General features: G+C 67.9%; 26 protein-coding genes. 9 read left to right on the top strand and 17 right to left on the bottom strand.

The annotated features are described in order from the left end of the window. Window positions 1-81: 81 nt before the first annotated feature. The 9 genes from SJY11_RS13955 to SJY11_RS13915 all read right to left on the bottom strand — a co-directional run bounded on the left by SJY11_RS13955 (window position 82) and on the right by SJY11_RS13915 (window position 8,192). Window positions 82-969 carry a protein-L-isoaspartate O-methyltransferase family protein gene (locus SJY11_RS13955; protein ID WP_376987192.1) on the bottom strand — a complete coding sequence of 296 codons (888 nt, stop codon included), beginning with the start codon at window positions 967-969 and terminating at the stop codon, window positions 82-84. Window positions 970-978: 9 nt separating this feature from the next. Beyond that, a complete protein-coding gene (locus tag SJY11_RS13950; RefSeq protein ID WP_376987191.1) occupies window positions 979-1,317 on the bottom strand; it encodes a hypothetical protein in 339 nt (112 codons plus the stop codon). Between the two features lie 39 nt (window positions 1,318-1,356). Then, window positions 1,357-1,695, bottom strand: coding sequence for an SUF system Fe-S cluster assembly protein (locus SJY11_RS13945; protein ID WP_376989325.1), 339 nt, complete (start codon window positions 1,693-1,695; stop codon window positions 1,357-1,359). Window positions 1,696-1,756: 61 nt separating this feature from the next. Then, window positions 1,757-2,995: an aminotransferase class V-fold PLP-dependent enzyme gene (locus SJY11_RS13940; protein WP_376987190.1), complete on the bottom strand. Its 1,239-nt coding sequence runs from the start codon at window positions 2,993-2,995 to the stop codon at window positions 1,757-1,759. A 4-nt stretch (window positions 2,996-2,999) separates the two neighbouring features. Next, complete coding sequence (locus tag SJY11_RS13935; RefSeq protein WP_376987189.1) at window positions 3,000-3,224, bottom strand: tautomerase family protein; 225 nt, start codon at window positions 3,222-3,224, stop codon at window positions 3,000-3,002. Then, a complete protein-coding gene (locus tag SJY11_RS13930) occupies window positions 3,224-4,573 on the bottom strand; it encodes a SufB/SufD family protein (RefSeq protein ID WP_376987188.1) in 1,350 nt (449 codons plus the stop codon). The genes SJY11_RS13935 and SJY11_RS13930 overlap by 1 nt, the downstream gene beginning before the upstream one ends. Beyond that, complete coding sequence (sufC, locus tag SJY11_RS13925; protein ID WP_376987187.1) at window positions 4,573-5,325, bottom strand: Fe-S cluster assembly ATPase SufC; 753 nt, start codon at window positions 5,323-5,325, stop codon at window positions 4,573-4,575. The genes SJY11_RS13930 and sufC overlap by 1 nt, the downstream gene beginning before the upstream one ends. A gap of 131 nt (window positions 5,326-5,456) precedes the next feature. Then, entirely contained in the window at window positions 5,457-6,926 is a 1,470-nt protein-coding gene (gene sufB / locus SJY11_RS13920; RefSeq protein WP_376987186.1) for a Fe-S cluster assembly protein SufB, read from the bottom strand. A gap of 60 nt (window positions 6,927-6,986) precedes the next feature. After that, window positions 6,987-8,192: a cysteine desulfurase family protein gene (locus tag SJY11_RS13915; RefSeq protein ID WP_376987185.1), complete on the bottom strand. Its 1,206-nt coding sequence runs from the start codon at window positions 8,190-8,192 to the stop codon at window positions 6,987-6,989. A 298-nt stretch (window positions 8,193-8,490) separates the two neighbouring features. Between SJY11_RS13915 and SJY11_RS13910 the strand changes: the two genes are divergently transcribed. Next, complete coding sequence (locus SJY11_RS13910) at window positions 8,491-9,162, top strand: alpha/beta hydrolase (protein WP_326908518.1); 672 nt, start codon at window positions 8,491-8,493, stop codon at window positions 9,160-9,162. Window positions 9,163-9,324: 162 nt separating this feature from the next. Continuing rightward, window positions 9,325-10,575 (top strand): tyrosine--tRNA ligase, encoded by a 1,251-nt coding sequence (tyrS, locus tag SJY11_RS13905; RefSeq protein WP_376987184.1) that lies wholly within the window; start codon window positions 9,325-9,327, stop codon window positions 10,573-10,575. Between the two features lie 6 nt (window positions 10,576-10,581). Here the strand turns inward: tyrS and SJY11_RS13900 are convergent, their stop codons facing one another. Then, the gene (locus SJY11_RS13900) at window positions 10,582-14,010 is read right to left on the bottom strand and encodes a hypothetical protein (RefSeq protein ID WP_376987183.1); all 3,429 of its coding nucleotides are present in this window, start codon (window positions 14,008-14,010) and stop codon (window positions 10,582-10,584) included. Between the two features lie 246 nt (window positions 14,011-14,256). On the opposite strand from SJY11_RS13900, the gene bcp reads away from it, so the two are divergent. From bcp to purN, 4 genes are all read left to right on the top strand, one after another. Beyond that, window positions 14,257-14,721 carry a thioredoxin-dependent thiol peroxidase gene (gene bcp / locus SJY11_RS13895; protein WP_376987182.1) on the top strand — a complete coding sequence of 155 codons (465 nt, stop codon included), beginning with the start codon at window positions 14,257-14,259 and terminating at the stop codon, window positions 14,719-14,721. 86 nt (window positions 14,722-14,807) lie between these two features. Further along, window positions 14,808-16,118 (top strand): peptidoglycan DD-metalloendopeptidase family protein, encoded by a 1,311-nt coding sequence (locus SJY11_RS13890; protein WP_376987180.1) that lies wholly within the window; start codon window positions 14,808-14,810, stop codon window positions 16,116-16,118. Between the two features lie 114 nt (window positions 16,119-16,232). Continuing rightward, window positions 16,233-17,306: a phosphoribosylformylglycinamidine cyclo-ligase gene (gene purM / locus SJY11_RS13885; protein WP_376987179.1), complete on the top strand. Its 1,074-nt coding sequence runs from the start codon at window positions 16,233-16,235 to the stop codon at window positions 17,304-17,306. Further along, window positions 17,303-17,926: a phosphoribosylglycinamide formyltransferase gene (gene purN / locus SJY11_RS13880; protein ID WP_376987178.1), complete on the top strand. Its 624-nt coding sequence runs from the start codon at window positions 17,303-17,305 to the stop codon at window positions 17,924-17,926. Before purM ends, purN begins: the two co-directional genes overlap by 4 nt. On the opposite strand, the gene SJY11_RS13875 is transcribed toward purN, so the two are convergent. The 3 genes from SJY11_RS13875 to SJY11_RS13865 all read right to left on the bottom strand — a co-directional run bounded on the left by SJY11_RS13875 (window position 17,854) and on the right by SJY11_RS13865 (window position 21,326). Further along, window positions 17,854-18,642, bottom strand: a complete 789-nt coding sequence (locus SJY11_RS13875) for a helix-turn-helix transcriptional regulator (RefSeq protein ID WP_376987177.1) — start codon at window positions 18,640-18,642, stop codon at window positions 17,854-17,856. The genes purN and SJY11_RS13875 overlap by 73 nt on opposite strands. Before the next feature lie 133 nt (window positions 18,643-18,775). Further along, the gene (locus SJY11_RS13870; RefSeq protein ID WP_376987176.1) at window positions 18,776-19,138 is read right to left on the bottom strand and encodes a hypothetical protein; all 363 of its coding nucleotides are present in this window, start codon (window positions 19,136-19,138) and stop codon (window positions 18,776-18,778) included. Between the two features lie 100 nt (window positions 19,139-19,238). Next, window positions 19,239-21,326: a molybdopterin-containing oxidoreductase family protein gene (locus SJY11_RS13865; protein WP_376987175.1), complete on the bottom strand. Its 2,088-nt coding sequence runs from the start codon at window positions 21,324-21,326 to the stop codon at window positions 19,239-19,241. Window positions 21,327-21,510: 184 nt separating this feature from the next. Here SJY11_RS13865 and SJY11_RS13860 point away from each other — a divergent pair, with 184 nt between their 5' ends. Further along, on the top strand, window positions 21,511-22,335 hold the full coding sequence (locus tag SJY11_RS13860) for a MipA/OmpV family protein (protein WP_376987174.1): 825 nt from the start codon (window positions 21,511-21,513) through the stop codon (window positions 22,333-22,335). Window positions 22,336-22,435: 100 nt separating this feature from the next. Here SJY11_RS13860 and ndk read toward each other — a convergent pair whose 3' ends face one another. Further along, a complete protein-coding gene (gene ndk / locus SJY11_RS13855) occupies window positions 22,436-22,858 on the bottom strand; it encodes a nucleoside-diphosphate kinase (protein WP_376987173.1) in 423 nt (140 codons plus the stop codon). Window positions 22,859-23,004: 146 nt separating this feature from the next. Here ndk and SJY11_RS13850 point away from each other — a divergent pair, with 146 nt between their 5' ends. Then, window positions 23,005-23,391, top strand: coding sequence for a YkvA family protein (locus tag SJY11_RS13850; protein WP_376987172.1), 387 nt, complete (start codon window positions 23,005-23,007; stop codon window positions 23,389-23,391). Between the two features lie 15 nt (window positions 23,392-23,406). On the opposite strand, the gene SJY11_RS13845 is transcribed toward SJY11_RS13850, so the two are convergent. Then, on the bottom strand, window positions 23,407-23,676 hold the full coding sequence (locus tag SJY11_RS13845; RefSeq protein ID WP_376987171.1) for an SEL1-like repeat protein: 270 nt from the start codon (window positions 23,674-23,676) through the stop codon (window positions 23,407-23,409). A 354-nt stretch (window positions 23,677-24,030) separates the two neighbouring features. On the opposite strand from SJY11_RS13845, the gene SJY11_RS13840 reads away from it, so the two are divergent. Continuing rightward, window positions 24,031-24,429: a DUF2147 domain-containing protein gene (locus SJY11_RS13840; protein ID WP_376987170.1), complete on the top strand. Its 399-nt coding sequence runs from the start codon at window positions 24,031-24,033 to the stop codon at window positions 24,427-24,429. Between the two features lie 543 nt (window positions 24,430-24,972). Here the strand turns inward: SJY11_RS13840 and SJY11_RS13835 are convergent. Then, a complete protein-coding gene (locus SJY11_RS13835; protein WP_376987169.1) occupies window positions 24,973-25,680 on the bottom strand; it encodes a glutathione S-transferase N-terminal domain-containing protein in 708 nt (235 codons plus the stop codon). A 130-nt stretch (window positions 25,681-25,810) separates the two neighbouring features. Continuing rightward, window positions 25,811-26,299, bottom strand: coding sequence for a GNAT family N-acetyltransferase (locus tag SJY11_RS13830; protein ID WP_376987168.1), 489 nt, complete (start codon window positions 26,297-26,299; stop codon window positions 25,811-25,813). Window positions 26,300-26,320 lie beyond the last annotated feature (21 nt).

Genomic DNA, 26,320 nt, shown 5'->3' with positions numbered 1-26,320 from the left:
GCCAACGGTCGCCGACCTCTTAGGGCCATCATACCGCTGGACCAATTTCACTCGGCTGTGCCCGCACCGGAAAGCCCGTGATCAGTCTCCCGGGGCATCGTAACCGAGGCTCCAACCAGTGCCGATGAACCAGGACCGGTCGGCGACGGCCGGCTCTCGCCAACGCAGGCAACGGACAAACTCCATGCCGCCAGCCTCGAAGGCAGCGTGCAGCGCCAGCCTATCCGTCTGCGAAGGGGAGAGAAGGCCGTCGGCGCAGACGAAGAAGGCAGGTCCCAGCCAGGCGGCTGCAAAGCCGTTCGCGACGCGCTCGATCCGGAATACGCCGCCATCTGCATGTCGGCCGCCCGACGTGCCCCGGCGTCGCCCGGGTTGGCCGAGTGGAAAGATCAGGCGCCCACCGGGCCGCAGGGCATCGATCCAGCGATCGGCGGGTAGGCCGACGGCGAAATTGACGTAGATCGCATCGACGGGTTCGAAATCCAGGGTCGCGCCATCCGCCTCGACCAGCGCGACATTCTCGTAGCCTGCCAGGTTGCGCTCGGCCCGCTCGACGAGTTCGGAATCATGTTCAACGGCGAGGACTTGGCCCCGTTCCCCGACGAGGTGAGAGAGGATGGCGGTGTAGTAGCCTGTCCCCGCGCCGATATGCGCGACGCGGGCGCCCGCAAGAGGTCCGAGCGCATGCAGCCAGATGGCATGAAGCAAGGGGCTGCCATTGTTGACGCCGCGCCCCGGAGACAACGCGAAATTGATATCCTGATAGGCCACCACCGGATCATCGGAGGCCAGGGTCCGGTAGCCCTGTCGCGTGACGATCTGCCAGGGCGGCGGGCCGATGAAGCTCTCGCGCGGCACGCTGGCGAAAGCCGCTTCAAGCGCCGGATTATTGGCAACGCCCGCTACGGCAAGGATCTGCTGAGCAAAGGCTTGGCGCACGATCCCGAGGCGATCTGCATCGACAACCATAGTCGCCCCTCAAAGCAGGAAGTGGAACCCGAAGCCGAGGATGACGAACCCGGCCGCCAAGACCTGCGCGACGAAGAGCGGTTTCAGCCTTGCCTGCTGAGCCGCCCGGAACTCGGCCCGCTCGGCTCGGGACATGCGGTCGCGGGCCTTGAACTGCTCTTCGAGCACGCGCGGATCGGAGCTCGCCGCGTCACGCTCAAGATCCATCCGCACTGCGATGAAGCCGATGACGAGGCCAAGGATGCCCAGTCCGAAGAAACCGACCAGACGCAAGGCGCCATAGAAGATGCCGATCGCGAGAGCCGCGAGCAGGGGAAATGCGACATAGTCCCATTTCGTGAAGCGCATGGTCGGGACTATGGCGGCCCTCTGGAGGGCCGTCCAGCCTCACCACATGTCGAGCGCGACCCTGGCCTCGTCGGACATGCGGGACTGGTCCCAGGGCGGATCGAAGGTCATGCTGACGGTGACGCCGGACACGCCGTTCACCGTCGAGACCGCGTTCTCGACCCAGCCCGGCATTTCGCCCGCGACGGGGCAGCCCGGCGCGGTCAGCGTCATGTCGATTGCGACCTGACGGTCATCGGCGATGTCGACGCGGTAGATCAGCCCGAGTTCGTAGATGTCGGACGGGATCTCCGGATCGTAGACCGTCTTCAGCGCGGCGATGATGTCGTCGGTCAGACGGTCGATCTCCTCCGGCGGTAGGCCGGTGCCCGCGCCCATGGTCGGGGCGTTGGGCTTGATCTCGTCGGCTGCGGTGTCGGTCATGGCTTTGCAATCCTACTCAAGCGAACAGGCTCTCGGCCTTTTGGAGCGCTTCGACGAGGCTGTCGACCTCGGCGAGCGTGTTGTAGAGGCCAAAGGAGGCCCGGCAGGTCGACGTCACCCCATATCGCGTCATCAACGGCATGGTGCAATGGGTGCCCGCGCGTACCGCCACGCCGGCACGGTCGATCACCGTCGCCACGTCATGGGCATGGGCGCCCTTCATCTCGAAGGCGACGATCGCGCCCTTGTTCTTCGCCTTGCCGAAGATGCGGATCGAGTTCATCTCGCCCAGCCGCTGCATGGCATAAGTGCCGAGCCGCGCCTCATGGGCGGCGATGTTCTCAGCGCCGAGCGCCATCATGTAGTCCAGCGCCGCACCCAGGCCCACCGCCTCAATGATCGCCGGCGTGCCGGCCTCGAAGCGATGCGGCGGGTCGTTATAGGTGACCGTGTCTTCGGTGACGGTGACGATCATCTCGCCGCCGCCTTCATAGGGCGGCAGCTTTTCCAGCCATTCGCGCTTGCCCCAGAGGATGCCGGAGCCGGTCGGCCCATAGGTCTTGTGGCCGGTGAAGCAGTAGAAATCGCAGCCCAGCGCCTGGACGTCGACGGGCAGATGCACCGCGCCCTGGCTGCCGTCGACCACCAGCGGCAGGCCATGCGAGCGGCAGATCGCGGCGATCTCGGGGATCGGCAGGATGGTGCCGATCGCGTTGGACATATGCGTCAGCGAGACCACCTTGGTCCGCGGCGAAATCAGCTTCTCGAATTCCTCAACCAGGAAGTTGCCGTCCTCGTCCACCGGTGCCCATTTGATCACGGCGCCATGGCGCTCCCGCCAATAGTGCCAGGGCACGATGTTGGAGTGGTGCTCGAGGATCGAGAGGATGATCTCGTCGCCCTCGCCGAGCTGCAGATGGCGGCCGAGCGAGGAGGCAATCGTATTGAGCGCGCCCGTCGAGGAGCGCGTGAACACGATCTCCTCGAGATGGGCAGCGTTGAGGAAGCGGCGGGCGCTTTCGCGAGCCGCTTCATAGGCTTCGGTCGAGGCATTGGCGAGATAGTGCAGCCCGCGATGGACGTTGGCATAGTCCTCGCGCATCAGCTTCGACATCGCCTCGATCACCACCTCCGGCTTCTGGGCGGAGGCGGCGTTGTCGAGATAGACGAGCGGTTTGCCGTAGACCTCGCGCGACAGGATCGGGAAATCCCGGCGGATCGCTTCGATGTCGTAGGGCTTCACCGGCGCGTTCATGTCTTCAAGCCTTTCCCGGCGAGGCAGGAGCCTTGTCCAGAGCTGCCTTGTCGGCGACCAGTTCGCCGCCATGGCCCCAATCCTCGCGCTCGATCTCCTGGATCACGATATGGGTGTTCGCAGGGTTCTTGCCGAGAACGCGGACCAGCGTCTGCGTGAAGGCCTTGACGATCTCGGCCTTCTGGGCCCGCGTCGCCCCCTTGGTGATCTGCAGACTGACGTAGGGCATCAGACCGCACTCACCACGGAGGAGGCTTCGCGCGCGCCGAGCCAGGCCTCGATCTCGGTCATGACCATCTCGCGCAGCGCCTCGTCCTGCACGAACTCGACCGCCTCGCCGGCGAAGGCCTGCAGCACCAGCGCCTCGGCCTGCGGACGCGGCAGGCCGCGCGCCATCAGGTAGAAGAGCTGCTCGCCGTCGATCTGGGCGACGGTGGCACCATGGCCGCAGACGACGTCGTCGGCGAAGATCTCGAGCTCGGGCTTGTTGAACATGGTCGCACCATCGTTCAGCAGCAGCGCATTGCTCTTCATGTTGCCGTCGGTCTTCTGGGCGTGCTGGCGCACGATGACCTTGCCCTGGAAGACGCCGGTGCCCTCGCCGCCGATGATAGACTTGAACATCTCGCGGCTGGTTCCGTGGGGGACCTCATGGTCCATGACCAGCGTCACGTCGGAATGCTCGCTGCCACCGAGCAGGTTCACCCCGCGCAGGCCGATCTCGGTATGCTCGCCGGCATAGCGGACGAAATGCTGCTGGCGCAGCGTGCCCGCGTTGCAGACCAGGGCGAAGGATTCGAACTTCGCCTGGCCGCCGACGGTCGCCAGCAGGCTCTGGACCTGCACGGTCGCAGGAGCGTGACGCGTGATCATGCGGACATGCTGCACGTCGCTCTCGTCACCGGTCTCGAAGACGATGGCGCCGTTGATCTGCGAGGCGGCGCCACCGACGCTTTCGCTGATCTCGACGATCGTCGCCTTCGCACCGGTACCGGCCAGCACGACCGAGCGGTGGAAGATCGCGCGCTCGTCCTCGCCCGAGGCGAGGGAGAGAATGGTCAGCGGCTGCGCCAGTTCCGTGCCGGCTTCGATCTCGACGAAGACGCCGTCGCGCATCAGCGCCGTGTTGAGCATCAGCCCGGCATCGGTGCTGGCCACGCCCGGGCCGGAGAGGATGCGGGCGAGGTCGTCGCGGCCCGACACCAGCGCATCGGCGAGGCTGTGGACCGCAAGACCTTCCGGCAGACCCTCCAGCGTCGACAGTTCGGGCACGAAGACGCCGTCGACCAGGACGAGCCTGACGCCGCCGGCGGGCAGCGCCGCGACGCGGGCGCGCACGGCGTCACTGACGACGGCGCTCTCGGCGAGTGGGCGCGCCTCACGCAGCAGGCCGCGCAGGTCGGTGTAGCGCCAGGTCTCCAGCCGGCGATGCGGCAGGCCGCGGACCTCGAAGCCGGCGAACGCATCCTCGCGCAGCTTGCGGACCGGCAGGGCGCCGGGCAGTTCGGCCTTGGCGGCGGCGAACTGGGCGCTCAGCGACTGCTCGGCCGCCGTCTTCAGCGGGGTGACGACGGACATCACGCCGCCTCCACATAAGCGGCGTAGCCGCTCTTCTCGAGCTCGAGGGCCAGCTCCTTGCCGCCGGTCTTCACGATGCGGCCCTTCGACATGACATGGACGGTGTCGGGGATGATGTGGTCGAGCAGGCGCTGGTAGTGCGTGATGACGAGGAAGCCGCGGCTCTTGTCGCGCAGCGCGTTGACGCCCTCGGCGACGATACGCAGCGCGTCGATGTCGAGGCCGGAATCGGTCTCGTCGAGGATGCACATGGAGGGCGAGAGCAGCGCCATCTGCAGGATTTCCATGCGCTTCTTCTCGCCGCCGGAGAAGCCGACATTGAGCGGCCGGCGCAGCATGTCCTTGGCGATGCCGAGCTTGTCGGCGGCGCCGTTGACGGCCTTGATGAAGTCGGGCGTCAGCAGTTCGGCCTCGCCGCGGGCGCGGCGCTGGGCGTTCATCGCCGCCTTCAGGAAGGTCATGGTGGCGACGCCGGGGATCTCCAGCGGGTACTGGAAGGCGAGGAAGATGCCGGCCGCTGCGCGGGCGTCGGCCTCCATCTCCAGCACGTTCTCGCCATTGAGCAGGATCTCGCCGTCGAGGACCTCATAGTCCTCCTTGCCGGCGATGACATAGCTCAGCGTCGACTTGCCGGAGCCGTTGGGCCCCATGATGGCCGCGACCTCGCCGTCGTTCACGGTGAGGTTGAGGCCGTTGAGGATCTGCTTGTCTTCGTCGGCGATCTTGACGACGAGGTTGCGAATTTCGAGCATGGTTTCGTTCTTTCGTGAGCCCTCATCCTGAGGAGCGCGCAGCGCGTCTCGAAGGATGCTTTCTAGTAGCGAACCCATCATCCTTCGAGACGCCGCCTCTGGCGGCTCCTCAGGATGAGGGCTGGTTCAAATCAGCCGACCGAGCCTTCCAGCGAGATCGTGATCAGCTTCTGCGCCTCGACCGCAAACTCCATCGGGAGCTGCTGCAGCACCTCCTTGACGAAGCCGTTGACGATCAGCGCCACCGCCTCCTCCTCGGAGAGGCCGCGCTGCTGGCAGTAGAACATCTGGTCCTCGCCGATCTTCGAGGTGGTCGCCTCATGCTCGAAGACGGCGGTCGCGGTCTTGGCCTCGATATAGGGGATGGTGTGCGCGCCGCACTGGTCGCCGATCAGGAGCGAGTCGCAATTGGTGAAGTTGCGCGCACCCGTCGCCTTGCGGTGGGCCGAGACCATGCCGCGATAGGTCGAGTCCGACTTGCCGGCCGCGATGCCCTTGGCGATGATCTTCGAGGTCGTGTTCTTGCCGAGATGGATCATCTTGGTGCCGGAATCGACCTGCTGGGCGCCGTTTGACACCGCGATCGAGTAGAACTCGCCGCGCGAGCCGTCGCCGCGCAGGATGCAGGACGGATACTTCCAGGTGATCGCGGAGCCGGTCTCAACCTGCGTCCAGGAGATCTTGGAGTTCTTGCCACGGCAGTCGCCGCGCTTGGTGACGAAGTTGTAGATGCCGCCCTTGCCCTCGGCATCGCCCGGATACCAGTTCTGGACGGTCGAGTACTTGATCTCGGCATCGTCGAGCGCGATCAGCTCGACGACCGCGGCATGGAGCTGGTTCTCGTCGCGCTTGGGCGCCGTGCAGCCTTCGAGATAGCTGACATAGGAGCCCTCGTCGGCGATGATCAGCGTGCGCTCGAACTGGCCGGTGTTCTGCTCGTTGATGCGGAAATAGGTCGACAGCTCCATCGGGCAGCGCACGCCCTTGGGGATGTAGACGAAGGAGCCGTCGGTGAAGACGGCGCAGTTCAGCGTCGCGAAATAGTTGTCGGTCACCGGCACGACGGTGGCGAGGTACTTCTTCACCAGCTCTGGATGCTCGTGGATCGCGTCCGAGATCGAGCAGAAGATCACGCCGGCCTGGGCCAGCTCCTTCTTGAAGGTCGTGACGACGGACACCGAGTCGAACACGGCATCGACCGCGACGCGGTTCTCCGGCGCGACGCCAGCCAGGATCTCCTGCTCGCTGAGCGGGATGCCGAGCTTCTTGTAGGTCTCCAGGATCGCGGGATCGACCTCGTCGAGCGACTGCGGCGCCGGCCCCTTGGGGGCGGCGTAGTAGTAGATGTCCTGGTAGTTGATCGGCGGATAATTCACGCGCGACCAGGCCGGCTCGGTCATGGTCTTCCAGCGACGGAAGGCGTCGAGCCGCCATTCGAGCATCCATTCCGGCTCGTTCTTGCGCGCGGAGATGTAGCGGACCGTGTCCTCGGTCAGGCCCTTGGCCGGCTTCTCGACCTCGAGCTCGGTGACGAAGCCGTATTTGTATTCGGTCACGTCGATCGACTTGACCTGATCGATGGTCTCCTGGACCGCTGCCATGTCTGCTCTCCTGTCGCGGGTTCAAGGCCCGCCGGTTTGGTCTTCGTCGTGCGGAACGCGTCAGGCGGCAGCCCGGGCGCTCCGATCAGGGATCGCGGCCAGCGCCTTCGCATAGGCCGCGAGAAAGAGGTCGATGTCGGCCTCGCAGGTGGTCCATCCGAGCGACGCCCGCAAGGCCCCTGCGCTCATGGCGGGGTCGACGCCCATGGCGGTCATCACATGGGAGCGCCGCACCTTTCCGGAGGAACAGGCCGAGCCCGAGGACAGGGCGACGCCCGCGAGGTCGAGCTTGATCAGCGTCGTCTCGGCGCTCAGCCCCGGTGTCGCGAAAGCCGAGGTATTGGGCAGGCGCGGTGCGGCGCGCCCGAAGATCGCGCTCTGCGGTGCCAACGCCAGAAGCCCGGCCTCCAGCTTGTCGCGCAAGGTCGCGAGACGCAGCCCTTCGGTGGCGAGCGTCTGCGCGGCGAGGCCGGCAGCAACGCCGAAGCCGACGATCCCGGATACGTTCTCGGTGCCGGCCCGCCAGCCGCGCTCCTGCCCGCCGCCGCGCAGCAGCTTGTCGGCGAGTTCGAGCGCGCCGGTGCGGAAGACGATGGCGCCGACGCCCTTGGGGCCGCCGAGCTTGTGGGCCGAGACGGTGAGCGCATCGACGCCGAGCGCCTCGATGTCGATCGCGATCTTGCCGGCCGCCTGGACGGCGTCGCTGTGAACGAGCGCACCGAACCGCTTCGCGATGGTCGCGATGGCGGCGAGCGGCTGGATCACCCCGGTCTCGTTGTTGGCGAGGTGGACCGAGACAAGCGCCCGAGCGCCCGGATGCTCCGCGGCGAAGCGCTCCAGCCGCGCCGTGAGCCACGCCATGTCGACGAGCCCGTCGGCATCGACGGGAAGCGCCTCGGCGGACTGAGCCGGAAAGCGGTGGCCGTCGCGCACGCAAGGATGTTCGGTGGCGCTGGAGAGGAGCAGCGAGGCCGGAATCCGGACGCAGTCGCGCCCGCCGTCGCAATCCATCAGCCCGGGCGACAGCAGGGTGGCATTCGCCTCTGTGCCGCCGCCGGTTAAGACGACGTTTGCAGCCCTGGCTCCCACCAGCCCGGCCACCTGCTCACGCGCACGCTCGACCGCACTGCGCGCCGCCCTGCCCTCGGCATGGACGGAAGACGGATTGCCGGGCAGTTCCAGCGCGCGCACCATCGCCTGCACGACCTCCGGCCGGACCGGGGTCGTGGCGTTGTGATCGAGATAGGCGCGCGCCGGGAGGGTCACGATCGCGGTTGCTCCAATCCTGCATCAATGGCCGGTGGGCACGAAATGCTTGAATTCGCACCCCGGCGCCGTGCTATAGCCGCCCGTCCGAACCGGCCTCAGGCCGGGGCCACGGCAGCCGTCCCAAGAGGCGACCGCTCATGTTCCCGACTTGTTCACGGCTGTTAGAACCATTCTAAGCGCCTGATGTAGGGCGCGAGCGGCGGCGTCGTCAAGGGCGGCCGGGCCAGGGCGGCGGCATTTTGCCGGTTCCCGGCCCGTTCGAGGCGGCAGCAGCCCAACACAAAGGCGACGAACGATGCCCGAGGTGATTTTCAACGGACCGGCCGGCCGGATCGAGGGCCGCTACCAGCCCGCCAAGAAGCGGGGTGCGCCGCTCGCGATCATCCTGCATCCGCACCCGCAATTCGGCGGGACGATGAACAACCAGATCGTCTACAACCTGTTCTACACCTTCGTGAACCGCGGCTTCTCGGCGCTGCGCTTCAACTTCCGCGGTGTCGGCCGCAGCCAGGGCCATTTCGACCATGGCGCCGGCGAGCTTTCGGACGCCGCCGCCGCGCTCGACTGGATGCAGGCACTGAACCCGGAGGCCAAGAGCTGCTGGATCACGGGCGTCTCCTTCGGAGCCTGGATCGGCATGCAGCTTCTGATGCGCCGCCCAGAGATCGAGGGCTTCCTCTCGATCGCGGCGATGGCCAACCGCTATGATTTCTCGTTCCTGGCGCCCTGCCCCTCCTCGGGCCTGTTCGTCCATGGCTCGGAGGACCGCGTCGCGCCGGTCAAGGAGGTCATGGCGGTGATCGAGAAGGTGAAGACGCAGAAGGGCATCCAGATCGAGCACACGGTCGTCGAGGGCGCCAACCACTTCTTCGACGGCAAGGTCGACGTGCTGATGAGCCAGGTCGGCACCTATCTCGACCGCATGGTCGGCCCCGAGATCATCAAGAGCGAGCAGGAAAGCGTCTGAGCGCGACGCCTCCCGCGCCCTCCCGTCATTGCGAGCGAAGCGAAGCAATCCAGGGCAGCAGCACCCTACGTCTTCCTGGATTGCTTCGTCGGCTGCGCCTTCTCGCAATGACGTGCAGCGCCACCGACATTGCGATCGACATTCCCACCCGGGACCGAAACCATGACCACCTACAAGTCCGACTTCCTGCGCGTTCTCGACGAGCGCGGCCTGATCCATCAGGTCTCCGATCCGGCGGGGCTCGATGCGCTCTGCCGTCAGGGCGTGCAGACGGCCTATGTCGGCTACGACGCCACGGCGACCTCGATCCATATCGGCAACCTGATCTCGCTGACGATGCTGTACTGGTTCCAGGCGACCGGGCACCGGCCCATCACGCTGATGGGCGGCGGCACCTCGTTGGTGGGCGACCCCTCCTTCCGCGACGACCAGCGCAAGCTCCTGACGGTCGAGGAGATCGCGACCAATATCGAGAGCATCAAGCGCGTCTTCGGCCGCATCCTGCGCTATGGCGACGGCCCGACCGATGCGATGATGGCCAACAATGCCGACTGGCTCTTGAAGCTGAACTATGTCGAGTTCCTGCGCGAGGTCGGCCGGCATTTCTCGGTCAACCGGATGCTCTCCTTCGACTCGGTGAAGCTGCGGCTCGACCGCGAGCAGTCGCTGTCCTTCCTCGAATTCAACTACATGATCATGCAGGGCTACGACTTCGTCGAGCTCAACCGGCGCCATGGCTGCCGCCTGCAGATGGGTGGCTCCGACCAGTGGGGCAACATCATCAACGGCGTCGATCTCTCCCACCGGATGGGCGGGCCGCAGCTCTACTGCGTGACAACGCCGCTTTTGACGACCGCCTCGGGCGCCAAGATGGGCAAGACTGCCAATGGCGCGGTCTGGCTGAACGCCGACGTCTTCAGCCCCTATGATTTCTGGCAGTATTTCCGCAACACCGAGGACGCCGATGTCGGCCGTTTCCTCAGGGTGTTCACGCGCCTGCCGCTCGACGAAATCGCGAAGCTCGCCGCGCTCGGCGGGTCCGAGATCAACGAGGCCAAGAAGATCCTGGCGACCGAGATCACCGCCATCGTCCATGGCCGCGAGGCCGCCGACGCCGCAGCCGAGACCGCGCGCAAGACCTTCGAGCAGGGCGAGACAGCGGCCGACCTGCCGAGCGTCACGATCCCGCGCGCGGAGCTGGAGCCGGGCATGGGGGTGCTGACCGCCTTCGTCAGGGCCGGGCTCGTGCCCTCAACCGGCGAGGCGAGGCGTCAGGTCAAGGCCGGCGGCCTGCGCGTCAACGATGCCGTCGTCACCGACGAGCGCGCCATGCTCGGCATGCCGGATCTGGCGGAGGGCGCGATCAAGCTCTCCTTCGGCAAGAAGAAGCACATCCTGCTGCGCGCGGAGTAACCGACCTCAGCGCGTCGGCGGCGGGTTGGGCTGGATCGGCCGCTGGTTGGGCGCCCCGCCGAGGGGGTCGACGAAGCGGCGCAGGATGCCGGGCGCGATCGCCGAGAGCGGGTTGATCGTCATGGTCGGGGCACTCGCCGCCCCGGCGATCCTGAAATTGACGGCGAAGAGCCCGCCATACTGGCTGCCGCCGCCGAGCAGCGCTCCCACCACCGGCACCTGCGCGAAGGCGTTGTTGAAGGCGTAGCCCGGCACGAAGGTGCCGCCGATATCGACGCGGTCGCGGCCGTAATCGACATTGCCCTGCAGCGTGAAGCCGATCTGCTGGCCCCAGATCACCATGTCGGAGACGTCGAGGCGGCTGGCGGAGCGGGTGAACTCCGCCCGCAGCTTGATGAAGGCGACCTCGCTGACATTGATCGGCAGGGGCGGCGCGGCAGCGTCGGCGCGGTCACCGGCCACGCCCTGAGCCGACTGCCCGCCGACGACGCGGCGCAAGGCGGGTTCGTCGCGCACCACGAAATTGCGGAACAGCAGTTCGCCGCTCTGGCGCGTCTCGCCGGGGCCGAGATTGAGGATCAGGTCGCCGCCATGGGCGCGGCGGTAGAGATCGACGAAACGCAGCAGGGCGCCACCGTTCTCGGACTGGACCACGAGGCCACCGGCCGGCTCGCCGATCTTGGAGCTCTGCCGCGCCGAGACGTCGGCGCGCCCGATCCGGCCCTGGAAGGCGACGGTGCGCAAATCGCCGCCGCGCTTCTGGAGCTTGAGCGTGGCATTGGTGATCGCCTCATTGTTGAAGCCGGTGAGGATCGGCACGTCGAGATCGAGATCGAGATCGCCGCCCTTGCCGGCCGGCTTGCCGGCGCGCCCCGCCGGCCCCGCCGCACTCTGGAGGTCGCGAATGAAGGGGCGCACATCGGCCACCGCGCCCCGGACGACCAGTCGCATCAGGCCGCCTTCACGCCGGGCCTCGACCTTGAGGTTGTCGCCGGTCGACAGCCGGACCTGCGACAGGCTGGCGGCATCGAGGGCATTCTGCCGGGTTAGCCCGACCTTGCCGCGGATCAGGACCGGATTGGAGTCGAAGACGAGGTCGTCGAGATCGGGGCCATCGGCATCGGCGAGATAGAGGAAGGACAATTTCGCGGCCCGCCCGGCCGGCTTGCTCAGCCCGGGGATGACACCGTCGAGCGCAGCCCGGGTCAGATCGGCCTCGACGCGCGGAACTCCGGCGACGCCCTTGCCGAGAGCCTTGGTGACGCGGACCGCGACCGGACCGTTGATACCGGCCTCGGGCCCCAGCCCGCGCTTCTGCCGGGCCGCGTTGTCGAGCGTCAGGGACAGGGTCGCCTCGCCCTTGCCCCTGGGATCCTGCCGGATCTCAACCTGCGCGCGGTCGCCGCCGACGCGGGCTTCCCCTTTGACGGCAAGGCCGGCCTTGTCGAACTGAACCGACAGGGTGCCGCCCTCGAGCTTCTCGGTTCCCAGCAGCGTATCGGAGGCGACGCCGGACAGCGTTCCCGAACTGGAGATCGCGATCTCGCCCGGGCGGGGGTCGTCGACCAGAGCGAGCGCGACCACACTCCGGAGATCGGAATTGCCGCGCAGGCTGGCCGGGTCGATGTCGCCGGGTGCGAAGTCCTTCAGCGCCGGAAAGGCGAAGAGCGCCGCGAGGGACTCCATCGATCCGGTGGTCCGGAAGACCGCACGGGCCCGGGCCCGGGGCATCCAGGTCTCGGGGATCTCGAAGCTGCCCTCGCTCATCTGGAGCTGCCGGCCTTCGCCCAGCTCGGCGGTCGCCAAGTCGATCGCGAGCTTGACGGTCCGGCCCGTGGCCCGGCCGGTGACATGTCCATCGACCAGGGGCGGCAGGCCGGCGCCGGGCTCGAACCGGACCTGCGAGGCATCGACTGTGACGGTCAGCGCCTCGTCGGGGATACCGGCCCCCTGCAGCAGCCGGGCATGGTCCTCCGCCGGCAGGTCCATCTCGACCCGCAACGAGGCCAGCCTTCCGCTGATGAATTGGCGCGACAAGGACATGTGGACGTCCGGCGAGGTCCAGCGCGGCCAGAGCGCCAGCGCCGCCCGGGGATCGGACTCGGTCGCCAGGATCGAGAAGCGCTGCAGGGGGGACGGGCCGACCTGCTGCACCAGCCCCGTGCCCTGCGCATGGATCGCCGGTCCCTGGACCGACATGGATTCGATCCGCACCTCGTTCTGGCGCGGGTCGATGCGCAGATCCGCGCGGGCGGTGTCGATGGCGACGGGCGGATCGCTGTCGACACCGGCGAGTTGGCCCTTGGCCTCGAGCGCGGCGCGCCAGGCGCCGTCTTCGGCGCGGATGCTGCCCTGCGCCTCGAGCTGCGTCGGACCGGCGGAGAGCGCCATCGAGCGGACCTCGATGGTCGAGAAATCGCCGCTGCTGGCCACTTCGAAATGCGCGGCGTCGACCTTGATCGGCGGCATCGGCCCGTCGGGAAACCGGATCACGCCCGGGAGGACGTCGAGGCGCGCCTCGATCGAGCGCCGCCCGTCGGGCGTCTGGACGAGGCTGGCCCTGCCGCGCAGGGGCAGGCCCTCGAGCGTGACGCCACCGGTGCCGAGCGCCAGCGCGACGACCTCGGCGGGCTCGAACCGCACGATGTCGAGATCGGCGCGCTGCGTCCCGTCCGGCTGGCTGGTCAGGTTGATCGCCAGTTCCTTCCAGCGCTGGCCGGTGCGGCCCTTGACCGTCAGGCGCGTTCCGCGGTTGTCCGTCCGCATCAGGCGAATCTCGACATCCTCGAACCCGGCCTTCTGGCGCCCCTCGGGGTCAACCAGCGCGAGGCGCGCGCCATTGATGCCGGCGGTCTCGAGCGCGCCGAGCAGGCCGTCGCCCTGGGCGAGGGTCGTGACCGCCGCGATGATGCCGGTGAAGGCGTTCCACTGCGTCGTGTCGGGCAGGCTCGCCGGCGGCGCAGGCTCGGCCGGCGCCGAATCAGCGCTGACGATCAGCGCGCCGTCCTTGTTGACGCCGAGGCGGACATTGACGCCACGCAGATCGACCGAGGTCAGCCGGATGTCGCCGCGCAGCAGTGCCAGCGGCTCGTAGCCGAGGATCGCTTCCGGCGCCCGGATCGCCGCCCCGCTCTTGTGGCGGAAGGCAACCTGCCGGACCCGCAATTGCGAGCGCCCGTCGCTGCGGCTGAGTTCGGCGCTTGCCGCCTCGACCGTCCAGTCCTTGCCCAGCCGCTCCTCGATCGCCCCGGCGATACGCCCTTCGAGCCCCGACAGCGGCACGAGGCCCGTGACGAGGAGCGTCGCGGCGGCGCCCGCGAGCGTCAGCAGCGCGACGACGACGGCCACCGCGATCGTCAGCAGCCCGGCCTTGGCGCGCCGCGTGACCTCGGCGACGTCGCAATCGGCCCCGGCCAGCGCCGCGGCCGTTGCCAAATCGCCTGTCGGCCTGTTCGCGTCCTGGTCCAGCAAGGTCTGTTCGATCCTCTCGGGCGGATGATCCGCCGCGGCTTCCCTGTCGTAGGCGCGTCAGGCCGGTTGAAACGACCCTGTCCGTCGATGCCGCCGGGCCGAGCGATTCGGCAAGACGCGCCATTTCCCCGCGTCCTGCCGCACCCTATCATGGCGAGCCGATACGGGTTGCGCCATGCAGCGCGAAGGCGACGAAAGGAAGGCGGTTCGATGGCTCTCAACGAAGGTGACGTGGCCCCGGCGTTCACGCTGATGCGGGACGGGGGCGGCATGGTGTCGCTGGCCGACTTCAAGGGCAAAAAGCTCGTGCTCTATGCCTATCCGAAGGACGACACGCCCGGCTGCACGCAGGAGGCGATCGCCTTCAACGGATCGCGGGCCGCTTTCGCTGCGGCGGGCACGGAGATCCTCGGCATTTCGCCCGATCCGGTGAAGAGCCACGACAAGTTCAAGGCCAAGCACAAGCTCGACTTCGCGCTCGCCGCCGACGAGGCCCAGCAGGCGCTGCAGGCCTATGGCATCTGGGTCGAGAAGAGCATGTATGGGCGAACCTATATGGGCGTCGAGCGCACGACCTTCCTGATCGATGCCGACGGCAAGATCGCGCGGATCTGGCGCAAGGTGAAGGTGGCGGGCCATGCCGAGGAGGTTCTCGCCGCCGCGCAGGCCCTGTGAGGCGACGAAACCTCGGTTTGCGAAAGATTAACCTTAACGGGGTCTGATGGCGGTATCGGCAGCGTCACTTTCCGGTCCCGCGTAAAATGTCCCATTCCGCTTCGTCAGCTCCCGTTCTTCCCGTCTCCGGGCTCGTCACCCAGAAGACCTATACGATCCGGCGCTCGACCGTTCTTCTGGGCCTCGCCTGGCTCGGGCTGACCACGGCGGGCTGCGGGCTCTCCGGCTGGTACGTGCTCAGCAAGGACGATCTGGCGGCGAGGCTGATCGCCCGCGAGACGACGCGGCAATACGCCTATGAGGACCGGATCGCCGCGCTGCGGGCCGATGTCGACCGCCTCGCCAGCCGGGCCCTGCTCGACCAGGACGGGGTCGAGGCCCGTGTCGACGAACTCGCCACCCGACAGGCCGAACTTGAGTCGCGCCAGTCGCTCGTCACGGCGCTGGCCGACACGCTGCAGGCCGGCGGGATCGTTCCGGCCTCCAAGGCCGCGCCACTGCGGCCGCGCCTGATCAAGCCGGAGGAGCCGATCCGCGCCTCCGGCATCACCAGTTTCGCGCCGATCATGCCGACGAAGCCGACGCCGGCTCCCGAGACTCCGGGCCTGCGCGGCGCGGGTGACACGCAGGTCGCGCCGTGGCGCTCTGGCATGGCGGAGCCGCAGCCGCCGGCGCAGCGGGTCGAAACCGCCCTCACCCGGCTCGACCGGGCGCTGGCCAGCACGGCTGGCGCCCAGCTCGCGGCGCTGCGCGACATGGACGAGACGTTGCAGGCATCGCAGAAGCGCCTGCGCAATGCCCTCTCGGAGACCGGCCTCGACACCGACAGGCTCGCGGCCCAGAGCAGCGTCGCCAAGGGCGTCGGCGGCCCGTTCGTGCCGCTGAAGATTGATACTGCGGCTGGCCCCTTCGAGGCGACGCTGAGCGCGCTGCAGCCGCGCATCGCCTCCGTCATGCGGCTGCGCAGCCTCGCCGAGCAGCTGCCTCTCGCCAAGCCGATGGCCGGCGAGGCCGATTTCTCCTCGAATTTCGGCTACCGCGTCGATCCCTTCACGCGGTCTCCGGCGATGCATACCGGCATCGACTTCCGGGCCGAGACCGGCTCACCCATCCGCGCCACGGCGCCTGGGAAGGTCATCACGGCCGAATATTCCGGCGGCTATGGCAACATGGTCGAGATCGAGCACGCCAACGGCATCACCACGCGCTATGCCCATATGTCGGCGATCCTGGCCTCCGTCGGGCAGAACGTGACGACCGGCACCGTGATCGGCCGCGTCGGCAGCACCGGCCGCTCGACCGGGCCGCATCTCCATTACGAGACCCGCATCGATGACGAGCCGGTCGATCCGACGCGCTTCCTGCGGGCCGGCGGCAGGCTCGCTGGCCTGCGCTGAACGCCGGCGCGCGCGGGTTTTCCGCGGGTTTCCCAAGACGAAGCGCCCCGACGGCTTGCAAGCCGCCGCCCGCTTGCCTATCGCTCCCGCGAACGGAAGCGAGGCGATACCCCCATGAGCAAGCCCGGCGCGAACGGACTGACCTATGCGCAGGCCGGTGTCGACATCGACGCCGGCAACGCCATGGTCGACGCCATCAAGCCCCTGGTGCGGGCGACCCGCCGGCCGGGCGCGGATGCCGAGATCGGCGGCTTCGGCGGGCTCTTCGACCTGAAGGCCGCCGGCTTCAGCGATCCGATCCTGGTCGCGGCCAATGACGGCGTCGGCACCAAGGTCAAGATCGCGATCGAAAGCGGGCTGCATGCGACGATCGGGATCGATCTCGTCGCCATGTGCGTCAACGACCTGATCGTGCAGGGCGCCGAGCCGCTGCTCTTCCTCGACTATTACGCCACGGGAAAGCTCGACCCGAAGGTCGGCATCGAGATCGTGCGCGGCATCGCCGATGGCTGCCGCCAGGCCGGCTGCGCGCTGATCGGCGGCGAGACGGCCGAGATGCCCGGCATGTATGCCGAGAAGGACTATGACCTCGCCGGCTTCGCGGTCGGTGCGGCCGAGCGCGGGGCGCTGCTGCCGCGAGCCGATCTTCAGCCCGGCGACGTCGTCTTTGGTCTGCCCTCCTCCGGCGTCCACTCCAACGGCTATTCCCTGGTCCGGCGCATCGTCGCCCTCTCCGGGCTCGCCTGGGAGGCGCCCGCCCCCTTCGCCCCCGGCAGCAGCCTGGCCGAGGCCCTGCTGATCCCGACGCGGATCTACGTCAAGCCGCTGCTGCAGGCGATCAAGGCGACCAGCGGCATCAAGGCGCTGGCCCACATCACCGGCGGCGGATTCCCCGACAACATTCCGCGCGTGCTGCCGGACGGGCTCGGCGTCTCGCTCGACCTCGCGGCGATCCCCGTCCCGCCCGTCTTCGGCTGGCTGGCCAAGGTCGGCGGCGTCGCCGAGCGCGAGATGCTGCGCACCTTCAACTGCGGCATCGGCATGATCGTCGCCGCCGAGGCGGCCAAGGCCGAGGAGGTGATGGCGGCGCTGGCGGCGGCGGGCGAGGCTCCGGTGCGGCTCGGCGAAGTCGTGCCGGTGGCGGCCGGCGAGGAGCAGGTCGCTTACCGCGGCAAGCTTTCGCTGTGAGCAGCGCCCCAAGCCGCCCGCGCGTCGGGATCCTGATCTCGGGGCGCGGCTCCAACATGGTCTCGCTGGTCGAGGCGGCGCGCCAGCCGGGTTATCCCGCCGAGATCGCGCTGGTGCTGTCCAACGTGCCCGGCGCGCCGGGGCTGGAGCGGGCGAGCGGCTTCGGCATCGCCACCGCCACCGTCGACCACCGCGCCTTCGCGCGGGATCGCGAGGCCTTCGAGCGGGCGATGGATGAGGTGCTGCGCGTTCACCAGATCGACCTCGTCGTCCTGGCCGGCTTCATGCGGATCATGACGCCCTGGTTCGTTCAGCGCTGGGCGGGCCGGATGATCAACATTCACCCTTCGCTGCTGCCGCTGTTCAAGGGCACGCACACCCACCGCCAGGCGCTCGAGGCCGGCGCCAGCGAACATGGCTGCAGCGTGCATTTCGTCGTGCCCGAGCTCGATGCCGGTCCGGTGATCGCGCAGGCCAGGGTGCCGGTGCTGCCGGGCGACGACGAGGACAGCCTGGCGGCCCGCGTCCTCGCCCAGGAACACGAACTCTATCCGCAGGCGCTCGCCGCAGTCGCCTCCGGCAGTGTCGCGCTGGTCGACGGAGCGCTCGTCAGGCGCTGAGCCTGCTCGCGCCGATCTGCGTCCTCCTTGCAGCGCGCCTCCTCCTCCTTCTGCCAGCGTCGGAACAGATCGGCCCGGCGCGCGGGATAGCGCTCCTCGCGCGCCACGAGATCGGTAATCCGGTCGGTGCGGAAATGGCGGAAGTCCTGGCGCAATTCGCACCAGGCGATGACGATGCGGACACGGTCATAGAAGGTCATGCCGATCGGCCAGATCATGCGCTGCGTGTCCTGGCCGCTCTCGTCGCGGTAGCGGACCTCGAGTTTGCGGCCCTGGCGGATGGCGGCGCGCACGGCGGCGGTGTCGACCTGGTCGGTCGGGGCGTCACGTCTATAGAGAGGCGCAAACAGAGCGCCGTCGAGCAGAATCGGGCGCAGATGCGGCGGCAGCACGGCGGCGACCTTGCTGACGACATCCTCCGCCGCACGCGCGAGGACCGGGTCGGCGCGCTCGCCGAGCCAGCGCATGCCGACCAGCACGGCCTCGATCTCGTCGGGCGAGAGCATCAGCGGCGGCAGGTCGAAGCCGGCGTCGAGCACATAGCCGATGCCGGCCTCGCCGCGCACCGGCACGCCCTGGCGCACCAGCGCGGCGATGTCGCGGTAGACCGTGCGCACGGAGACGTCGAGCTCGGCGGCCAGCGTCTCGGCCGTCACCGGGCGGCGACGGCGGCGCAGGCTCTGGATCATGTCGAGCAATCGTTCGGCGCGCTGCATGTCGGTCGTTCCCGCTTCGGCTTGGACTGCGCCAGAATGCCTCAGCCTGCTGACAGGTTTTGTCAGCAGCATGGCAGGAGTTGGCGCATCGCGCTCCGATGCCGGACAGGCTCGCGCCCGACTGGGCTGGACGTCAGATCGGGCGCTTGAGCTTGCAGCGATCGATGAAGGAAAGGCCCTTCTCGCGCGCCGAATCATTGAAGTAGCCGGTGTCGCGGAAAGCCTGGATCTCATCCTTGGTCATCGCGCCGACCGTGCCCTTGGCGTAGCAGCTGCAGGGCGTGTGGACCGCCTCGCGCGTCGTGCCCATCAGGCGCGACTGCGTCACCAGGCAGGCGTCGAAGGCGCGCAGCTGGATCCTGTAGGGGGTCAGGTTCTTGGCCGTCGGATCGGGCGGCGGCAGGGCGCTCCCGCCGCTCGCGGCCTGCGCGCCCAGCGTCGCCAGCACCGAGATCCCACCGGCCAGGAAGACCGCACCCATCCGCCGCATCATCATGACTTCGTTCGTCCTTCAAAAGCAGGCGCATCAGTCCCGGGAACGGCCTGCCTGCGCGAGGGATGGTCCATAGCACCGCCGAAAAATCAAGGGTGGCCGGTCACGCCCTTTTGATCCAGACCTTGTTGTCGTGGAAGGCCGCGCCGCCGAAGGGGGCCGGGCCGTCCGCGCCGGTGATCGTGTTGATGCCGCGTCCGTGCCTGTGGGCCGCGTTGGGCCAGATCAATTCGGCGATGACGACGCCGCGCACCACGCCCTCGAACAGAACGGCGGCGAGATGGACGCTGCCGCGGCTGTTGCCGACGATGACCTCGTCACCGGCCGCAATGCCGAGGCGGGCGGCATCGTCGGGGTGCAGCATCAGCGTCGGGCCGCCCTCCTTCTTCACGGAACTCGGAGTCTCCGTGAAGGTCGAGTTCAGGAAGCTGCGGGCCGGGCTCGTCGCCAGCCGGAACGGGTGGTCGGCATCGACATTGTCGAGCACGTCCCACTGGTCGGGCAGCACCGGCATGTCCCGCCAGGGGCCGACCGGGCCGGCATTGGCGTTGGGGACCTTCGGCCAGTCCGGCTTGAAGCGGAACTTGCGGTCGCGATAGCCGAAGCCGTCAAGATAATGCGCCGTGCGAAACTCCGGCTGCACATCGAGGAATTCGTTCGCGATCAGCTCGTCGAGCGTGCCACGGCCACTCTCGCGCATCGTCCAGTCGACGATCTCGCGCGGGGTCATCTCGAAGCCGCGATGCTGCGCGCCCAAGCGCCTGGCCAGGGCGCAGATCACGTCATGGTTCGAGCGGCATTCCCCCGCCGGCTCGACGAGCTTGCCGCCCCACATGATGTGCTGGTGGCCGCCGCCCTGATAGATGTCGTCATGCTCGAGGAACTGCGTCGCCGGCAGCACGATGTCGGCCATCTTCGCCGTCTCGGTCATGAACTGCTCGTGGACGACGGTGAAGAGGTCCTCGCGGGCGAAGCCCTGCTTGACCCGTTCCTGCTCGGGCGCGACCGAAACCGGGTTGGTGTTCTGGATGAAGAGCGCCCTGACCGGCCCGCCCTGCCGCAGGGCCTCGGCGTCGCCGGTGAGGATGCGGCCGATCTGCGACTGGTTGAGTTCGCGCACGCTGCGGTCGCGGACATCGAGCCCCTCGATCAGGCTCTTGCGCCAGTTGTAGATGCCGCTGTTGCTGTGGAAGGCGCCGCCGCCCTCGTATTGCCAGGCTCCTGTAACGGTTGGCACAGACAGCGCGGCATGCATCGAGACGGCACCGTTGCGCTGGCGGGCGAAGCCGTAGCCGAGTCGGAAGAAGCTCTTCTTGCGCGTGCCGACGAGCGCCGCGAATTCCTCGATCTGCGCCACCTCGAGCCCGGTGATTGCCGCCGCCCATTCAGGCGTGCGGCTCTGCAGATGCGCCTCGAGTTCGTCCGGCGCATCGGTATGGGCGGCGAGATAGGCGCGGTCGGCATGGCCGTCGCGGAAGAGGATGTGCATGACGGCGCAGGCGAGCGCGGCATCGGTTCCCGGCCGCAGCACGAGGGCGAGATCCGCCTGGGCCAGCGTCGCATTGTGATAGATGTCGATGCCGACGATCTTGGCGCCGCGCGTCTTCCGCGCCTTGATGGCGTGGTGCATCACGTTGACCTGGGTGTGCACCGCATTGGTGCCCCAGATCACGATGCAGTCGGACTGCGCCATTTCGCGCGGGTCCGGCCCGGCGAGGCGCCCCGTTCCGGCAATGAAGCCGGTCCAGGCCGTGGTGGTGCAGATCGTCGAATACTGGCCGGAATAGCGCTTGGCGTGGCGCAGGCGGTTGATGCCGTCGCGCATCACCAGGCCCATCGTGCCGGCATAGTAATAGGGCCAGACGGCCTCGGCCCCGTGCTCCGCCTCGATGGCGAGGAAGCGCTGCGCGATCTCGTCCAGCGCCTCATCCCAGGAGATGCGCTCGAACTGCCCGGAGCCCTTGGGGCCGGTGCGGCGCATGGGATGCAGCAGCCGATCGGGATGGTGGATGCGCTCGGCATAGCGGGCGACCTTCGCGCAGATCACGCCATCGGTGTAGCTCTGCCGCTTGCTGCCGCGGACGCGGCCGATGCTGCGTCCGTCGATGACCTCCACCTCCAGCGAGCAGGCCGAGGGGCAGTCATGCGGGCAGGTCGAGGGGTGGTGCGCGATGCGTGGCAATTCCGTCATAGCCCCTTCGTAACGCATGGCCAAAAAAAGGAAACCGGGCTCTGCGGTGGCCCCGCCCGCGCCGCCGGTGCATCCTGGCCGCATCCCGCCGCATGCGGCGCGTCGTCAACCCGGGGTTAATCCTAATGCTTCATTCTGCGGTTCTCTGGTCATGAGTGGCGCCGTCGCGCCGGAGTTGAGTGCCATGCGTAGCGTTGCGTTCCTGGCGGGCCTCGTCGCCTGCCTTCTGCTGTCCTCGCCCGAGCGGGCGGCGGCCCAGTCCCCCGACTACACCACCCTCACCTCGCCGCAATCGGCCCAGAACTGGACTCTGACGCTCGGCGCCGGCCTGCATCGCCAGCCCGACTATCTCGGCTCCAACGACTACATCTTCCGGCCGAAGCCGATCATCTCGCTCGGGCGCGGGCTGAAAAGCACCTGGTGGTCGGCCGAGGACGACGCGATCTCGATCGGCTTCTTCTCCGGCACCGCCTGGCGCGTCGGCTTCTCCGGCAACCTGCTCTGGGAGCGGAAATCCAGCGTCAACCGCGCGCTGGTCGGCGTGCCCGACGTGAAGTTCGGCGCCGAGGCCGGCGCCTTCGCCGAGTTCTACCCGGCCTCCTGGCTGCGCGCCCGCGTCGACCTGCGCCGCGGCATCGTCGCCCATGACGGGCTGATCGCAGAGGTGAAGCTCGATGCGTTCGCCCGCATCAACGACACCTGGAAGCTCGGCATCGGCCCGCGCATGGTCGTCACCAGCGCCGACTATGTCCGCACCTATTTCGGCTCGATCCCCGGCGCCGCCGGCACTGGCGGGCTGCTGCAGCGCTTTAACAGCGGCGTCCTGTCCTACGGCGCGATCGCGCAGGCGACCTACAACTGGTCCGAACGGTTCCAGACCACGGCCTATGTCGAATACAAGCACCTCGTCGGCGATGCGGCGAAGTCGCCGGTGGTCAGGACCTTCGGCTCACGCAACTCGATCACGGTCGGCGTCTCCGCGAGCTACGCCTTCGATCTGGGCTTTTGAGGATGGGGGGGCCCGGCTTCATGCCGCGGCCACATGAAAAAGGGGGCGGGTCGATCACGACCCGCCCCCTTCTCAATTCAAAGCCGACAGGGCCGGCGGGTCAGCCGACGATCTCGTTACCGGCGAAGAACTGGGCGATCTCGACGGCGGCCGCTTCCGGCGCATCCGAGCCATGGGCGGTGTTCTCGCCGACCGATTCGGCGAAGAGCTTGCGGATGGTGCCCTCGGCGGCGTTGGCCGGGTTGGTGGCGCCCATCACCTCACGATATTTGGCGATCGCATCCTCGCCCTCGAGGACCTGCACGACCACGGGGCCCGACGTCATGAACTCGACGAGCTCGCCGAAGAAGGGCCGCGCCGAATGGACCGCGTAGAAGGTCTCGGCCTGGGCCTTGGTCATGTGGATGCGCTTCTGCGCGACGATGCGCAGGCCGGCCTTCTCGATCACCGCATTGACCGCGCCGGTGAGATTGCGACGGGTCGCGTCGGGCTTGAGAATGGAGAAGGTACGCTGAACAGCCATCGATGGATCCTCGGAGGAAATCTGGGGAATGCGCGCGCTTATAGCTGCGCCCTCCCCGCCCCACAAGGAGGGCTGTCCGGGGTCGCCGTCAGATCTCGACCGGCCTCGACCGGTTGCGGCCTGGGCCTTGTGGAACATCGCTGGTGATGCGGGGTCTGCTGGAGAAAGCAAAGGCATGGGCCCGTGCGCTCAAGCGCGACATCCTGGCGCTCTGGATCGCGGCTCGTGACCCCCGAACACCCTGGCATGCCAAGGCCGTGGCGGGCGTTGTGGCCGCTTATGCCCTCAGCCCCATCGACCTGATCCCGGATTTTATCCCGGTTCTCGGCTATCTCGACGATCTGGTGATCGTTCCGCTGGGCATCGCCCTCGCCGTCCGCCTCGTACCGCCCGTCCTGATGGCCGCGTACCGAGAGAAGGCCGCCTTGCGCGAAAGCCGCCCGCGAAGCCTCGCCGGCGCCGCAGCGATCGCAGCCCTGTGGCTCCTGGCGATCGCAGCCTCCGTGTTCTGGATGTACCGAATTCTCGGCTGACCGCGGCAGCGGTCTTCAATGGCGGGTCAGGAAGGTCCTGGCATCGCGCAGGGCCTGGGAGACCTGATCGCGCGTCATTTCCAGCGCCAGCTCCTGACGGTGAGCCGCGGCCCGGCCGCAGCCGCGGGCCTGGGCGACGTTGAACCATTTCTGCGCCGTGACGAGATCGACCGGGATGCCGCGGCCCGACGCATACATCAGACCCAGCTCGTAATAGGCCTCGGCCGAAGCCTCGCTCGGGACCACCAGCGAGGCCGGGATCGCGCTCATTTCCATGCGTGCCATGACAACCACCCTTGTCTTTTGTTGGCGCCGGCCACCCGTCCAAAGGCCCCGGCTCGTGAGGAGGAGATTGGCGGCGGCGCTTAAAGGGCTCGCTAAAATTCGCGATGAATCGAAGCTCAACAAGGAATGAGCGCGCGGTTAAATCAACGCTCGATTCAGCCTTCCATTCCGAAAACGTCAGTGTTTTCAATGGGCTTTCCGGCAAATGCGAAAACCCCCGTCAACGGAGGATTCACCCTCCGCTGCGGAAGCGCGCGTGACGCGGTCGCGACAGGGCCTTGGAAGCGGCCCGGTTCCGGCTTAAGGTTCATATCTGAACCATGCAGCATAGCGTGGTCTGACAGGGAGGTTTTCATGACCATCGGATCGCGTCTATCGCGCGCGGGGCTGGCCGGATTCGGCGCCCTCGCGCTCAGCTTCGCCTCGGGAGGCGCCGTACTCGCCCAGGATGTCGCCGGCACCTGGCTGCGCGAGAGCGGCGCCTCGCGGGTGCGCTTCGCCAAATGCGGCGAGGCGATGTGCGGCACGCTGGCCTGGCTCAAGGATCCGAGCGGCACGGCCAAGGTCGGCCAGCGCATCTTCTACGACATGAAGCCGTCCGGCGACGGCAAATGGACGGGCAGCGCCTTCAACCCCGAAGACGGCAAGACCTATTCGGGCACGATGACGCTGGCCGGCAACAAGCTCACCACATCCGGCTGCGTGCTGGGCGGGCTGATCTGCCGCTCGGTGAGCTGGAACCGGGCGAACTGAGCGATTCCCGGTCCCGGCACGGGCGGCTTATCCCCACCGCGCCGTCCCATGCCTATCCTCTCCCCGCTGCACCCGACCAAGGGGGCTGTCGCGAGGCGTCGTGCGGCCGGGTGGAGTGGCGGGTTTCGGGAGGCGTCGCCGTCGCGGGCGGGGGCTCCCGGAGGTCGAGCGGCAGTAAGTCCCCTCGTCAGGGACGATCGGCCGTGACGCCCAAAATCCCCGCGCGCGGAGCCGGGCGGCGCGAGATCGGCGCTGCATCGACCTCGACATCGACACTCGACATCGGCGCGCGGAAAGGACGCGCGCCACCCGGCTCCGCGCATCCCCTCGGGGGAAGTTGGTGCGAAACCCCGCGGCTCTCGGCCGGTCGGGGGTTTTGGTGCGCGGCGCTGGTGATCTCCAACCATAACCTTCCCCCGTCATCCTGGGCGGCCGCAGGCCGACCGGGATCCATCGGAGGGCGCCGTCCAGTTCTTTAATGGATCCCGGCCTGCGCCGCGTGCCGCGGCTTGGCCAGGATGACGCGCGAGGTTGTGGTGAAGCTCAGCGCGCCTTCTGGCCGAAGAGGACCGCCTTTTCCTCCGGTGTGGAGATGCCGGCCGGGTTGCGCAGGGCCTCGCCGACCTTGAGACCGCGCTGCACGGCCGGCCGCGCCATCATCGTCTCCATCCAGTGCGCTACATGGGGGAACTGCTTGAGGTCCTGCCCCTGCTTCTCCCAGCCGCGCGCCCAGCCGATGCAGGCCATGTCGGCGATCGAGTAGTCGCCGCAGATGTAGTCGCGACCGTCCAGGCGCTTGTTCAGCACGCCATAGAGGCGGTTGGTCTCGTTGGTGTAGCGGTCGATGGCATAGGGCACCTTCTCGGGCGCATAGAGCCGGAAATGGTGGGTCTGGCCGAGCATGGGCCCGAAGCCGCCCATCTGCCAGAACAGCCACTCGTCGACGGCGACGCGGCCGCGCTCGTCAGCGGGATAGAACTGCCCGGTCTTGCGGCCGAGATATTGCAGGATCGCACCGGATTCGAAGACCGAGATCGGTTGGCCGTCCGGTCCCTCGGGATCGACGATCGCCGGCATCCGGTTGTTGGGCGAAATCGCGAGGAAGTCCGGCTTGAACTGGTCGCCCTTGCCGATGTTCACCGGCACGATGTGATAGGGCAGCCCGCACTCCTCCAGCATGATGGTGATCTTCCAGCCGTTCGGGGTCGGCCAGTAGTGGAGGTCGATCGGCTTGCTCTGGCTGGCTGACATGGCGTGGTCCCGGTCCCTGATGCAGAGGAGGAAGCGCGATGTTTAGGCCGCTTCCCGCGTGGGAGAAAGAGCCGGGCCGCCCAGCGCGAGCCGCATCGCCCCTTCGTGATCCCGGCGCTCGCGGCGCCGGTCAGAGCTCGATCTTGAAGCCCTCATGGCTCTGGGCGAAGCCGAGATTGCGGTAGAAGCGGTGAGCGTCCAGCCGCGACTTGTTCGAGATGAGCTCGATCAGCCCGCCTCCCTGCCCTTTGGCGAAGGCCAGCGCATGGGCGATCATGATCTTGCCGATGCCCATGCCCCGGCATTCCGGCGCGACATGGACGCTCTCGATCTTGCAGCGCTTGCGGCCGCGCGCCACGAGCCCCGGGATCAGCGTGACCTGGAAGGTGCCGACCACCTCGCCGTCGCGCTCCGCGACGAAGAGTCCATGGTCCTTGCTGGCGTCGATCTCGGCGAAGGCCTCGGCATAGCCGGGGTGGCGCGCCTCCGCGCGGATGGCGTCCGCCGTCATCGTCTGCGTGGCGGCGCCGAGCATGATCAGCTCGGCGATGCGTTCCACATCCTCGCGGCGGGCACGGCGGATGGTGACTGCGGCGGCGGTCTGGGTCGAGGTGGTCATGCGGCGTCCCGTCCGGTGGAG

This window comes from Allobosea sp. R86505 (genome assembly GCF_042466375.1).
In the GTDB taxonomy this organism is placed as follows: domain Bacteria; phylum Pseudomonadota; class Alphaproteobacteria; order Rhizobiales; family Beijerinckiaceae; genus Allobosea.
Note: the sequence above shows the minus strand (reverse complement) of the source record. Positions and strands in the feature narration are given on the sequence as shown.